11 protein-coding genes and 2 pseudogenes are annotated in these 12,459 nt (G+C 61.9%); 3 read left to right on the top strand and 10 right to left on the bottom strand.

Annotated elements, in window-relative coordinates; genetic code table 11:
• The first annotated feature begins 14 nt into the window (after positions 1-14).
• Positions 15-494 (top strand): pyridoxamine 5'-phosphate oxidase family protein, encoded by a 480-nt coding sequence (locus HFO99_RS11850; RefSeq protein WP_128402907.1) that lies wholly within the window; start codon positions 15-17, stop codon positions 492-494.
• A gap of 49 nt (positions 495-543) precedes the next feature.
• Here the strand turns inward: HFO99_RS11850 and HFO99_RS11845 are convergent, their stop codons facing one another.
• Positions 544-1,455 (bottom strand): LysR family transcriptional regulator, encoded by a 912-nt coding sequence (locus HFO99_RS11845; protein ID WP_222361378.1) that lies wholly within the window; start codon positions 1,453-1,455, stop codon positions 544-546.
• Between the two features lie 96 nt (positions 1,456-1,551).
• On the opposite strand from HFO99_RS11845, the gene HFO99_RS11840 reads away from it, so the two are divergent.
• Entirely contained in the window at positions 1,552-2,427 is an 876-nt protein-coding gene (locus HFO99_RS11840; protein ID WP_222361376.1) for an aldo/keto reductase family oxidoreductase, read from the top strand.
• 98 nt (positions 2,428-2,525) lie between these two features.
• On the opposite strand, the gene ppk2 is transcribed toward HFO99_RS11840, so the two are convergent.
• The 7 genes from ppk2 to HFO99_RS11805 all read right to left on the bottom strand — a co-directional run bounded on the left by ppk2 (position 2,526) and on the right by HFO99_RS11805 (position 10,493).
• The gene (ppk2, locus tag HFO99_RS11835; RefSeq protein WP_222361374.1) at positions 2,526-3,440 is read right to left on the bottom strand and encodes a polyphosphate kinase 2; all 915 of its coding nucleotides are present in this window, start codon (positions 3,438-3,440) and stop codon (positions 2,526-2,528) included.
• Positions 3,441-3,550: 110 nt separating this feature from the next.
• Entirely contained in the window at positions 3,551-5,203 is a 1,653-nt protein-coding gene (locus HFO99_RS11830; RefSeq protein WP_222361372.1) for a GMC oxidoreductase, read from the bottom strand.
• An 83-nt stretch (positions 5,204-5,286) separates the two neighbouring features.
• Positions 5,287-6,369: an ABC transporter ATP-binding protein gene (locus HFO99_RS11825; protein ID WP_222361370.1), complete on the bottom strand. Its 1,083-nt coding sequence runs from the start codon at positions 6,367-6,369 to the stop codon at positions 5,287-5,289.
• A gap of 7 nt (positions 6,370-6,376) precedes the next feature.
• Positions 6,377-7,261, bottom strand: coding sequence for a carbohydrate ABC transporter permease (locus HFO99_RS11820; RefSeq protein WP_222361368.1), 885 nt, complete (start codon positions 7,259-7,261; stop codon positions 6,377-6,379).
• Positions 7,261-8,148 carry a carbohydrate ABC transporter permease gene (locus HFO99_RS11815; protein WP_222361365.1) on the bottom strand — a complete coding sequence of 296 codons (888 nt, stop codon included), beginning with the start codon at positions 8,146-8,148 and terminating at the stop codon, positions 7,261-7,263. Before HFO99_RS11815 ends, HFO99_RS11820 begins: the two co-directional genes overlap by 1 nt.
• A 102-nt stretch (positions 8,149-8,250) precedes the next feature.
• A complete protein-coding gene (locus HFO99_RS11810; protein ID WP_222361363.1) occupies positions 8,251-9,483 on the bottom strand; it encodes an ABC transporter substrate-binding protein in 1,233 nt (410 codons plus the stop codon).
• Between the two features lie 59 nt (positions 9,484-9,542).
• Positions 9,543-10,493 carry a sugar phosphate isomerase/epimerase family protein gene (locus tag HFO99_RS11805; protein WP_222361361.1) on the bottom strand — a complete coding sequence of 317 codons (951 nt, stop codon included), beginning with the start codon at positions 10,491-10,493 and terminating at the stop codon, positions 9,543-9,545.
• A 222-nt stretch (positions 10,494-10,715) separates the two neighbouring features.
• Between HFO99_RS11805 and HFO99_RS11800 the strand changes: the two genes are divergently transcribed.
• Positions 10,716-11,786 carry a LacI family DNA-binding transcriptional regulator gene (locus HFO99_RS11800; protein WP_222334526.1) on the top strand — a complete coding sequence of 357 codons (1,071 nt, stop codon included), beginning with the start codon at positions 10,716-10,718 and terminating at the stop codon, positions 11,784-11,786.
• 253 nt (positions 11,787-12,039) lie between these two features.
• Here HFO99_RS11800 and HFO99_RS11795 read toward each other — a convergent pair.
• Together HFO99_RS11795 and HFO99_RS11790 are read right to left on the bottom strand one after the other, a co-directional pair.
• Positions 12,040-12,242: pseudogene (locus HFO99_RS11795) on the bottom strand (hydrogenase); the annotation flags it as partial.
• 83 nt (positions 12,243-12,325) lie between these two features.
• A pseudogene (locus HFO99_RS11790) lies at positions 12,326-12,459 on the bottom strand (IS6 family transposase); the annotation flags it as partial.

The raw sequence follows: 12,459 nt of genomic DNA, 5'->3' as shown, positions 1-12,459 counted from the left end.
AGATGGAGATGACGATGGCAGAGCATGACGATGCGACACGGGTATGGGAGTTGGTCGACAAGATCGGGTTCTGCATGCTGACGACCCGCAGCGGCGGCGATCTTAAAGCTCGCCCGATGTCCGCCTATACCGCGCAGCTCGAGAATGCGATCTATTTTCTGACGGATGTCAGCAGTCACAAGGACGATGAGATCGCCCGTTGGCCAAACGTGTGCCTGGCCTTTGCCGACACCAAGGGACAGAAATATGTTTCCGTGTCAGGGGCGGCCGAGGTGCAAAACGATCGCGAGAAGATCAGGGAATTATGGGCCACGCCGGCAAAGGCGTGGTGGGACAATCCTGACGATCCTTCCATCCGCATCCTCAAGATTATCCCGTCGTCGGCCGAATATTGGGACAGCCCGGGCACGATCATCAGCTATATCAAAATGGCGGCCGCCGCGGTCTCGAACAGCAAACCTGATATGGGCGACAATGCCGACGTCAAGCTCTAACGCCTAGAAGCTCAGTGAAGATCGAGGGCGCGTCTCTGGCCGACAAACATCAAGCCTGACTGGCTGATGCCTTGACGAAGTCGATGAAAGCCCTCAGCGGCGCCGGCACCAGACGCCGTCCGGGATAATAGAGGAACGGCCCGGAGAAGCGCTGCCACCACGGTTCGAGGATGGGCTCGAGCGCATCGCTGTCGAAATGCGGGCGCAGCCAGTCCTCGAAGAGGCAGACGATCCCTGTTCCTGATATCGCTGCATCGACGGCCAGGTCGGTCGCTCCGCCGACCCGCACGATCAACGGCCCCGTTGGATCGACCCGCACTATCTCGCCATCCCGCTCGAATTCCCACGGCGCCGTCATCGCGCCGCTGTCGAAACGGCCCAATATGCAGGCATGGCCGAGCAGCTCGCTCGGGTGTTGCGGCCGGCCACGGCGATCCAGGTAGTCGGGGGAGGCGGCGATGGCAAAGCGCTGGACGCGTGGGCCGATCGGTATTGCGATCATATCCTGCTCCAACCGCTCGTCATAGCGGATGCCGGCGTCGCAGCCGGCCGCGATCACGTCGACAAAATTCTCATCGGTTACGACCTCCAGCCGAATATCGGGATAGACGGCGAGAAACGGTGGAACGATGGCGGGCAGCACCAGCCGCGCCGCGCTGACCGGCACATTAAGGCGCAACGCACCTGCCGGCCTGTCGCGAAAACCGTTGACGACGTCGAGGGCAGACTCCACCTCGCTCAAAGCAGGGCCGAGCCGCTCCAGCAAGCCCTTGCCCGCTTCGGTCGGCACGACACTGCGTGTCGTCCGGTTGAGCAGCCTGACGCCGAGTTGGGCCTCCAGGCGACGCACCGCTTCGCTGAGGAAAGAGGCGCTGCTGCCGCTAACGCGCGCCCCTTCACGAAACCCCCCGGCGCGCGCCACGGCAACGAAGGCATTGAGATCACCCAGATCCGCTTTCACTGTTCGCCACTCCGCACAGCCCGTGCGGATTATAGCCAATTTTCACACGCGCCGACAATGCTTATCTTGGCGTCATCTCTTGAAAGGAGTTAGACCATGTCCACTATCGATCAGTCCGGCACGTTCAACCTCGGCGGCCGCAGCGTGAAGCGGCTTGGCTATGGCGCCATGCAGCTCGCCGGGCCCGGCGTGTTTGGCCCGCCTAAAGATCATGCCGCGGCCCTGGCAGTCCTGCGCGACGCGGTCGCGAGCGGCGTAAACCACATTGACACTAGCGACTTCTATGGCCCGCACGTCACCAACCAGATCATCCGCGAAGCGCTGCATCCGTATCGCGACGATCTCGTTATCGTCACCAAGATTGGCGCCAGGCGCGGCACGGATGGATCATGGATGCCGGCCTTCTCGCGCGAAGAGCTGACCGCGGCAGTGCACGACAATCTCCGCAATCTCGGCCTCAATGTGCTTGATGTCGTCAATCTCAGGATCATGTTCGACGTGCACGGCCCGGCCGAAGGGTCGATTGAAGCGCCGCTGACGGTCCTTGCCGATCTCCAGCGGCAAGGCCTGGTCCGTCACATCGGGCTGAGCAACGTCACGTCCAAACAGATCACCGAGGGGCGTGGGATCACCGAGATCGTCTGCGTGCAGAACCAGTACAATCTGGCGCATCGGGCCGACGACAGGCTGATCGACGACCTCGCGCACGAAGGCACCGCCTATGTGCCGTTCTTTCCGCTCGGCGGGTTCACCCCGCTGCAGTCGTCCACTCTGTCCGATGTCGCCGCACGCCTTGGTGCCACGCCCATGCAGGTAGCGCTCGCCTGGCTGCTGCGTCGTGCGGCAAACATCCTGCTGATCCCCGGCACCTCGTCCGTCGGCCATCTCAGGGAGAACCTCGCCGCCGCCGGGCTCGTGCTGCCGGATGACGCCGTCTCGGAATTGAACCGCATGGCTGACGTCGCCGCCTGAAGGTCGCCGGCGATCCAACGCTACGCCACACTCTTCCGTGGCGTAGCGAAACAACCCCTAGATCGATTCCGATTTAGGCGGCCTCTGCGGCTACGCCGTCAGTAGCGCTCCGGCACGAGCATTTCAGGCGGAACCGGCGCCCTGTTGTAATCGGCGTGACGGATGCGGTCCGGCAACTGGATCTCAGGTTTCGGAACATCCTCGTAAGGGATCTGATCTAGAAGATGGGCAATGCAGTTCAAACGCGCCCGTTTCTTGTCCACAGCCTGTACCACCCACCAGGGTGCATCCTCCGTGTGCGTCCGCGCCAGCATTTCTTCCTTGGCTTTGGTGTACTCCTCCCAATGGACACGGCTTTCCATATCCATCGGTGAGAGCTTCCATTGCTTCAGCGGATCGTGGATGCGCATCTTGAAGCGGAATTCCTGCTCCTCGTCGGTGATCGAAAACCAGTACTTGATCAGCACGATTCCGGAGCGGACGAGCATCCGTTCGAATTCAGGCACCGAGCGGAAGAACTCCTCGAGTTCTTCCTCGGTGCAGAATCCCATGACGCGCTCGACACCGGCGCGATTGTACCAGCTTCGGTCAAAGAGCACCATTTCACCGGCGGTCGGAAGGTGCGGGACATAACGCTGGAAATACCATTGATGACGTTCCCGCTCGGTGGGCGCGGGCAGCGCGACCGTCCGGCAAACGCGCGGATTGAGCCGTTGGGTTACGCGCTTGATCGCGCCACCCTTGCCGGCCGAATCCCGGCCTTCGAACAGCACCACCACCTTCAGCTTCTTATGCTGGACCCAATCTTGCAACCGCACCAGTTCATGCTGCAGCCGGAAAAGCTCCCGGAAGTAGATCTTTCGTTCGATCGTCTGCTCCGCCGGTTCTGACATTCCTTCGGCGACCAGATCGTCCAGCCGGTCTTCCTCCATCTGCATTTCCAGCTCTTCATCGAAGCTGTCGGCAATCTCGGCCTTTATCCGGTTGAGCTGGTCCTGATGTGTTTGCGACATGGGTTTCCCTTCCTGCTTTTGTTGACAGGAGCATGTCAGTGCGAAGTTTATATGACGACCACTGATCGAAGGCTGAAACGGTTTACCCGGGTCCCTCGTTCCAAGCGCGGCTACAGCCGTCCCGTCCGGTACTGGTCGACAAGATTCCGGCAGGCGCGGATTGTCAGGGCCATGACGGTGAGCGTGGTGCCGGCGATGCCGCTGCCGGGGAAGGCGCTGGCGTCGGTGACGATGAGGTTCGGGGCATCCCAGACCTGATTGTAGGGATTGAGCACAGAAGCTTGCCGGTTTTCGCCCATGCGCGCGCCGCCCGTCTCATGGATTGCGGCGCCCATGCACATGGTCTTGCGGAACCATTTGCGGAACATGAAGCGGCTGAAGACATCGGCTTCGGGGAAGGCGCCCTTGCCCATTTCCTTGAGGCCGGTGGGCGAGCCGATGAATTCGAGGTCGCCGCCAATCTCCCTGATCATCGCGATCAGCGTCTCCTCCTGCTTCTTGAGCAGTGCCTGCTCCTCCTCCTGCATGACGCAGCGGATATGCGGCACGGGAATGTTCCAGGCATCCCTACGCCTGACATCGAGCGTGATGCGGTTGTCGGCATAGGGCAGCATGCGGCCGAAACCGAAGAAGGCGAGACGCGCATCTCTATCTTCGGAGACCGGCGCGCGGCCGACGCTTCCCTGGTAGTCGAAATCGCCGCGGGCGGCATCGCCCTCGCCGAAGCGGGGAATGAAGATCCCGCCGGACGGATTGTAGAAGGGGTCGGTCGGCGCGGAGTCGTCGGGCGCCCAACCCTTCGCCTTGGAAAAGGAGCCGAAGGCGAGGCACGGCAGCTGGTCCATGAAATAGCGACCGAGAGCGCCCGAGCTATTGCCGAGCCCATCTGGATGTTTCGCCGAAGCCGAATTCAACAGCAGCCGCACGCTCTCGATCGGCGAGGCCGAAAGCACCACCGTCGCGGCGCGCGCCGTCGATACCGCGCCCGTGTTGCGATCGATGTATTCCGCGCCGGTGGCGCGGCCGGTCTTCTCATCCGTGGTGATGCGGCGAACGACGGCGTCGTAGCGGATGGTCAACTGGCCGGTCGCCTTTGCTTCTCGCAGCGGTCGCGGCATGCGGTCAGCGTCCGGCGCGATGTAGCGCCAGGAGACGACGTGCCTGTCCGGCCAGCGGTTTTCGACCGCCTGCTTGAAGATCTGTTCGGCAGGCGTCAGGCTTGCCGGCTTCGCATAGATGCCGTCCGGCAGCGTGGCCACGTTGTCCTTGTTGCCGTAGAGCCCGAGATAAGCCTCGACCTCGCCGTAGAAAGGTACCAACTCATCATAGGATATCGGCCAGTCTACGCCCTTTCCGGCGCGTGAGCGGATCTTGAAATCGTCGTCGGTCCAGCGCAGCAGCACCCGGCCGAAACTGTGGAGGCGTCCGCCGCCCTGGCGGCCGCGGATCCAGAGGAAGGGTTCGCCCTTCGGCGTCATATAGGGGTTCTTGCGGTCGTTGACGAAGAAATGGCTGAAGCGCTCGGTGAAAAACGCTGCGCGCGCCTGGATCGGCTGGCCCTTGAGGGTGGCCCGCGCGCGCTCCCAGATATTGATGCTGCTTGCCGGCGCCTTCTTGCGTGCGGGATCGAAATCCTTCGGCCCGACGGCGGGGCCGGCCTCGAGCAGCAGCACCGACAGTCCCTGTGCCGTCAGTTCCTTTACCGCAAAGGAACCCGCCGCGCCGGAGCCGATCACCAGCGCATCATAGACGATCTCAGACATGTCTTTTCAAATCCTGTCCTGGAGCAATCCTCAAAACGGCGCGAAACGCGTCCGGAATTGCGGGAAAACAAAGGGATGGCGTGTCACAGCCGCGATCCATCAGCGCCGAAGAGGGATGCCTTGGCGATATAGAGCCCGGGAGCCACGGCATCGCCGGGCTGCAGGGTGACATCGCCCATGAGCCGGAGCGACAGGCTCCGGTCCGCCCAGTCGAACCAGACGACGGCGTCCGAACCCATCGGCTCGACCACGGAAACGCGACCCGGAATGGTGGGCAGGCCGCTCGTGGCGCCATCGAGCACAAGGTTTTCCGGGCGAAAGCCGAGTGTAGCGGGTCCTTCCGCTGCGTCCGCTCTAAAGGAATAACCGGAGAGATCGACGGTGAGCTCCTTGCTCCTGAAGACCAGCGCGCCGTTGCCGCGCTCGATCCGACCCTCGGCGAAATTCATCGCCGGAGCGCCGATGAAGCCGGCAACGAAGAGATTGGCCGGACGGCGGTAGATCTCGGCCGGCGAGGCGAGCTGCTGGATGACGCCGTCGCGCATGATGGCGATGCGGTCGGCCAGGGTCAGGGCCTCGACCTGGTCGTGGGTGACGTAGATCATCGTATTGCCGAGGCGCTGGTGCAGCTTCTTGATCTCGACGCGCAATTCGTTGCGCAGCTTGGCATCGAGGTTCGACAGTGGTTCGTCGAATAGGAAGACATCCACTTCACGCACCAGCGCCCGTCCAATGGCGACGCGCTGGCGCTGGCCGCCGGAAAGCTCGGCCGGACGCCGGTCGAGCAGCTTGTCGAGCTGAAGAAGCGCTGCGGTACGGGAAACACGGGCCTCGATTTCGGCCTTCGGCAGGCCGGCGACGCGAAGCCCGAAGGAGAGGTTCCTGCGGACCGACATACGCGGATAGAGCGCGTAGGACTGGAAGACCATGCCTATGCCGCGGTCCTTCGGCTCCTCCCAGCTGACGTTCTTGCCCGAGATCCAGACCTCGCCTGATGTGATGTCCTGGAGACCGGCAATGGCGTTCAGAAGCGTGGACTTTCCGCAGCCGGACGGGCCGAGCAGCACCAGGAACTCCCGCGGCGCGATATCGATCGACATCTTCTCGATCACCGTATGGTCGCCATAGGCGATCTTCAGATCCTTGACGGAGACGGCACATTGCATGGAAGCGTTACCCCTTGACTGCGCCGGCCGCGATGCCGCGCACGAACCAGCGGCCGGACAGGAAATAGATGGCAAGCGGAACGATGGCGGTGAGGATCGTCGCCGCCATGTTCACGTTGTAGGTTCGCTCGCCCATCGTGGTGTTGACGATATTGTTGAGCTGCACGGTCATTGGCAGGTTGTCGCGCCCGGCAAAGACGAGACCGAGCAGGAAGTCGTTCCAGATGCCGGTGAATTGCAGCATGGAGACCACAACGACCATCGGCACGGCAATCGGCAACATGATCTCGAAAAAGATGCGCCAGAAACCCGCGCCGTCGACGCGTGCCGCCTTGCAGAGCTCCTCCGGCACGCTGACGAAATAGTTGCGAAAGAGCAGCGTCACCAGCGGCAGGCCGAAGATGACATGCACGAGAATGATACCGGCGAGCGAATTATAGAGGTCGATATTCGCCATCGCCCGGACCATCGGATAGAGGAAGATCTGGTAGGGAATCAGGCCGCCGGCCATCAGCAGGCCAAAAAGCAGATTTGCCCCGCGCGGCCGCCAGAGCGACAGCGCATAGCCGTTAACGGCACCGATGAAGACCGAGAGCGCGACCGAGGGGAGGGTGATCGCCACCGAATTCCAGAAGCCGCTGCGAATGCCGACGCAGACGGTTCCCATGCAGGCGCCCGACCAGGCGGTAGCCCAGGCAGAAAAATCGAGCGTGGACGGCAGGGCAAAGATCTGCCCGAGCCGGATTTCGTCCATGGACTTCAGCGAGGTGACGACCATGGTGTAGAGCGGCAGAAGGAAGAAAAGCGCGGCGATAACAAGGAAGGCATAGAGGCCGATGCGCCCGGCGGTGATCTGTGCCGGCTTCGGGCCATTCGGATGAGAACGGGTCATCACGCGGCCCCCTTTGCTTTGTCTCGCATGTGCATCGCATAGCGGAACGGGGCGACTGCGATGATCACGCCGAGGACAAGCACCGTCGCACCGGCCGTGGCGAGGCCGAGGTTCTGGCGCCCGAACAGATTGTCCATGATAAATTTCGCCGGCACCTCCGTCGCATTGCCGGGGCCGCCATTGGTCATGGCAACGACGATGTCGTAGGTCTTGATCACGCCCATGGCGAGCAGCATGCCGGCCGCGGCGAGCGCCCGCCCGAGCTGGGGCAGGATGATCGAGACATAGATGCGCCAGACGGGAATGCCGTCGATCCGCGCCGCCTTCCATTGTTCGCCTTCGATGCCGCGCATGCCGGCGAGCGCAATGACCATGACGAGCCCCGCGCCCTGCCATACGCCGGCAAGCACCAGCGCATAGATTGCCATGTCGCGATTGACCACCCAGTCGAGGACGAAGCTTTCCCAGCCGAGCGAGCGCACGCTTGCCTGGATGCCGAGCGTCGGATTGAGCATCCATTGCCAGATCAGCCCGGTCACCACGAAGGACATGGCGTAGGGATAGAGGAATATGGTCCTGAAGGCGCTTTCGAAGCGGATCTTGCGGTCCAGCGCCGCGGCCAGCAGGAAGCCGAGCAGCAAACAGCCTGCGACGTAAAGGACGCCGAAGATCAGCACGTTTTGCAGCGATGCCAGCCATTTGGCGGAAGAGAAGAGCTTCGAATACTGCGCCAAGCCGACATAGGTCGAGGACGGAAAAAGCGTGGAATTGGTGAAGGACAGGCGGATCGACCAGCCCATCGTGCCGATGAAGACCACGACGGCAACGAACCACGTCGGCAAAAGGGCGATGGTGGCGGAAAGATTGGGCTTGCGTTTGATGGACATCGGCCAGCTCGTTGACGGGTGGAAAGCAGGGCTCGCGCCGCCGCGCGAGGCGGCTGCCGGCAGTCGTGGCGTCGACATCAGGCCGACGCCACAGGCGCTATCCTATTCGAAGATGGCGAAGAAATTCGCGGCTGCGGAGGCCGCATCATTCGAGCCGCCGCTCCAGTACTCGTCGACGAAGTCGTCGAGTGCGCCGACCTGCTGGGGCGTCAGCACGATCGCCTGATCCGGCACGATCGCACCGGCGGCCATCAGCTCGACACCCTTCTGGGCGCAGACGTCCAGTTTCGACTTGTCGACGTCGGAGCGCATCGGAACCGAACCCTTCTTGAGGGCGAATTCGACCTGGACGGCCGGATCCATGACGACCTCGGCGAGAAGTTTCTGCGCCTTGTCGGTCTCGGCCTTGCCGGTCTTGGGGAACCAGAGGGCGTCGGCGATATAAACCATCCCCTTCGACTCCGGCACGATCATGCAGCCATAATCCTTGCCCGGCTCCTTGCCGGCAACGGTGAATTCGCCCTTGGCCCAATCGCCCATGAACTGCACGCCGGCTTTGGCAGTGATCAGCATGGCGGTCGCGTCGTTCCAGTTGCGGCCGGCAGCACCCGCATCGACATAACCACGCAGCTTGCCGAGGATTTCCAGAGTCTTCTTCACGCCTTCGACGGAGGTCTGGCTCTTGTCCTTGTCGACATAGATCTTCAGGAAGCCGTCGATCCCGACCTGCGAGAGCAGGATCATGTTGAAGACCTTGGATTGCTGCCAGGGCTGGCCGCCCCAGGCGACCGGAACGATGCCGGCAGCCTTCATCTTGTCGAGATCGGCAAAGAGCTCGTCCCAGGTCTTGGGCTCTTGCGAAATGCCGGCCTTCTCGAAGGCTTCCTTCGAATAGAAGATCCAGCTTTCACCATGGGCCCCGGTCGGCGAGAGATAGACCTTGCCGTCATAGGTGATGAGGTCATGGATCGATTTCGGCAGAGCATCGGCCCATTTGCCGGCGGCGGCCACGTCGTCGATCGGATTGAACAGGCCCTGGTTGATGAAATCGGCGGCAGCCAGACCGATGACGCCCTGCTTGGCGCCCGGCGCGTCACCGGCGACGATACGGTTCTGGAAGGCGGCATCGGCCGCGCCGAAGCCGGCGATCGAGGAATCCTTCCAGACGCCGCCGCGCTTTTCGAACTCGGTCTTGATGACGTTGAGGGCGGCAGCTTCGCCGCCCGACGTCCAAGACGACATGATCTCGATCGTCGGCTTGTCCTCGGCATGCGCCGAGACGAAGAGACCGGCGAATGCCACGCCGACAAGAAAAAGCTTCATCATGTTCTTCATTGTTCCACCTCTTGAAAATGCCCTCTTTGCGGGGCGTTTTGTTGTCTTAGGGATGACTGTCAGCGATAGATCGGCAGGAGCGCCTGCCGGACGAGCGTGAGCCCGTTGGCGATGTCGCGGACGGGATCGGGCGCGGCATCGAGTTCGAGGATCGCCCAGCCCTCATAGGCCCGGTCGCGCAGCAGCCGGATCCAGGCCGGCCAATCGACCCGTCCGAGGCCGAAGCTGCAGAAATAGGGCTGGTGGCGTTCATGGATGTGCTTGTCGATCGGCGTGTCGGCGGGCATCGGGCCGATTGCATCCTTCCAATGAGCGATGATCATGCGCTCGTGATGGCGATCGACGAGCTGGATTGGATCGGAGCCGGCAACAATGATATGGGCCGTGTCCGGGCACATGTGCACATAGGCCGGATCGGTGAGCAGCATCATCAGATCGACATCGCGCGCGGCGGCAAAGATCGAGTGCGCCTCGGTGTGCAGCGCCAGCCGCACGCCCCTGGCATAGAGGGTCGCGCCGAGCCGGTTCAGGAAATCGGCGATCACCTTGGCGCGGTCGAAATCGTAGAATTGCACTGGCTGGGCGCCGAGCGTCTGGCGCAAGGGGGCGCCGATCACCATGATGTCGCTGCCGCAGGCTTTCAGGAAATCGGCATATCGTTCCGCCTTGTCGATCAGCGCGCGCTGGGCCTCGGGCTCAGCGAAGTCACCGGCCGCCTCCAGTTCCGCGAAGAAGCCGCTGCACAGCGTCAGGCCCCGTCTTGCCAGTTCGGCTGCAAAGGCGTCGACGGAACCATAGGTCTTGATCGCGTCCTGCCAGTTGAAGGGAGAGAAGGTCAGCTCGACGCCGGTGACGCCGGAGGCCTCGACGCTGTCGAGTATCTTGTCCCAGAAGGCACGCGGTTCGGCGCGGGCATAGCCGACGATCGCATCATGGCTGTCGACGCCCCAGAAGCCGGGATGGAAGAATGTCACGAGATCGACGCCGAAGCGTAGCCTGTCAGTAGCCATAACCTGTCCATTTATCGAGGCATGCCCTACCCGCGTGCGGAACAGTCGTTCCACATCCAATAAGCCATGGATTTTCAACGCATTAAGAAATGGCAATCGTTTGCCATGACTAGATAATAGCCAAGCCGGTTTTTTAAGCAAGCGGTTTTTGGCAAACGTTTGCTATGCATCGCCGCCTGCCTTAGAGTTGTAAATCGAAGCATCCGGGAGACCGAAATAAACATGAACAAAAACAAGGATGTGGTGGGAGAGGAGTCATCGGGTGCATTGATGGCCGATGTCGCGCGGCTCGCCGGCGTTGCGATATCGACAGTCAGCCGAGCGCTCGCCAATCCCGGACGGGTCAACGAGAAGACGCGCGCCAAGATCAATGCTGCAGCCAGGCAACTGGGCTACACGCCGAACGCCATGGCGCGCGGCCTCAGGGTCGGCAAGTCCAACATCATCATGATCATCCTGCCGGGATCGCTCTACTACGGCGCTTCCCAGATCATTCCGCAGGTGCTGCAGAGCATCAACAAATCGCTGATCCAGGGCGGCTACAACCTGATGATCGCCAACCTCGATCGCGACGAGATTTCCGAACGGCATATTCTCGACCTCGCCTTTGGCGGCAGCGTGCGCGGGGCCATCATCCTGTCGTCGAAGCTTCCGGAGGTCGACGGGCGCTCGCTGGCAAATTCCGGCCTGCCGATCGTGTCGATGCTGCTCGACATGAGCGATGCCGGCCTGCAGAGCGTGATTACGAACGACCGCGAGGCCGTGCGCGACGTCACGGCCGAACTGATCCGATTGGGTCATCGACGGTTCTTCTATCTTGCGGGGCCTGAAGGCAACTATCACGATGTCGAGCGTTATGGCGGCGTGCTCGAGGCGCTCGAGGCGGCAGGATTGTCGGAGGGCTCGGTGCGTCGCTCGGGCGGCCATCTCGATTACCAGCACGGCTTCGACATCGGCGTCCAGGCAGCGGACGATTTCGCCGAGTTGACCGAAAGGCCGACGGCAGTCATCGCAACCAGCGACGACATGGCCATTTCATTTGTCAGCCGTGTCCAGCGGAGAGGCGTAAGCATTCCCGGTGATCTGTCCGTCGTCTCCTTCGACGGCTCACCGGTCTGCGAATTCTGCTCTCCGCCGCTCTCGACGATCAAGCAGCCGGTGGAAGAGATGGGGCGCGCGGCGGTGGATCTCCTGCTCGGCGCCATTGGCCAGACGCAGACTACGGCGGCGGTGCGCACCGTCATCCGCAGCAGCCTTATCCCGAGGGAGAGCATCGCCGCTCCGAAGAGCTGACGGAGCCGGCCGCGGCGAATGCCGGGGGTCCCGGTAGTCGAAGGCGCCGATGCCAGATGGCCAATTCTGGAAGATATAACTGTCGGTTCGGCGTACTCGGAGGTATTGAGCCTCTCTTGCGCGACCGACGTGGTGAAGTTGGTGGATTGATCCGGTGTCGAACAGCCGCAAGCACCGTCATTGTCGCGGCGACGAACCGAGCCCGTATTGCGATAAGCCCAGCTTGGAAAAGTCGAACCATTGAAGATTGCCATCACGAAGCGTGGGTTCCCATAGTCACATGTTCGAGCAGCGCGAGCAAACCTTTGAGGATGTCTGTCGGTGATGGCGGGCAGCCTGGAAGATGGAGATCTACCGGTATGACTGCCGAGACCCAGCCTACAACGGCGTAGCTATCCGCAAGCAGCCACCGTCGCGCGCGCAGCTACCCAAAGCGACAACCCATTTTGGATCAGGCGGGCGTTGGCGATGTCACGTTGTTTCATCAACGCCCGGACAAGGCTTTTGTCTGACCTCAGACTGTTGCGCGGGCCACGGCATGCCACTGCGCGGATCCGATGAATGTGGGTAGCGAGGGCTGAGCGTTTCTGGTGCGGCGGGACGAAGAGATTTCGGACTGCTGAAAAGACTGAGATGAAACGTTGCAAGCCGCCGGCAGATCGAAATCCCTGCA

Source organism: Rhizobium leguminosarum, from assembly GCF_019798305.1.
Taxonomy (GTDB): domain Bacteria; phylum Pseudomonadota; class Alphaproteobacteria; order Rhizobiales; family Rhizobiaceae; genus Rhizobium; species Rhizobium leguminosarum_U.
Note: the sequence above shows the minus strand (reverse complement) of the source record. Positions and strands in the feature narration are given on the sequence as shown.

Bases quoted from the DNA above. Each gene is read 5' to 3' on its own strand.
- HFO99_RS11850 (WP_128402907.1), top strand. From the start codon at position 15: ATGGCAGAGCATGACGATGCGACACGGGTATGGGAGTTGGTCGACAAG.
- HFO99_RS11840 (WP_222361376.1), top strand. From the start codon at position 1,552: ATGTCCACTATCGATCAGTCCGGCACGTTCAACCTCGGCGGCCGCAGC.
- ppk2 (WP_222361374.1), bottom strand. From the start codon at position 3,440: ATGTCGCAAACACATCAGGACCAGCTCAACCGGATAAAGGCCGAGATT.
- HFO99_RS11830 (WP_222361372.1), bottom strand. From the start codon at position 5,203: ATGTCTGAGATCGTCTATGATGCGCTGGTGATCGGCTCCGGCGCGGCG.
- HFO99_RS11825 (WP_222361370.1), bottom strand. From the start codon at position 6,369: ATGCAATGTGCCGTCTCCGTCAAGGATCTGAAGATCGCCTATGGCGAC.
- HFO99_RS11820 (WP_222361368.1), bottom strand. From the start codon at position 7,261: ATGACCCGTTCTCATCCGAATGGCCCGAAGCCGGCACAGATCACCGCC.
- HFO99_RS11815 (WP_222361365.1), bottom strand. From the start codon at position 8,148: ATGTCCATCAAACGCAAGCCCAATCTTTCCGCCACCATCGCCCTTTTG.
- HFO99_RS11810 (WP_222361363.1), bottom strand. From the start codon at position 9,483: ATGAAGAACATGATGAAGCTTTTTCTTGTCGGCGTGGCATTCGCCGGT.
- HFO99_RS11805 (WP_222361361.1), bottom strand. From the start codon at position 10,493: ATGGCTACTGACAGGCTACGCTTCGGCGTCGATCTCGTGACATTCTTC.
- HFO99_RS11800 (WP_222334526.1), top strand. From the start codon at position 10,716: ATGAACAAAAACAAGGATGTGGTGGGAGAGGAGTCATCGGGTGCATTG.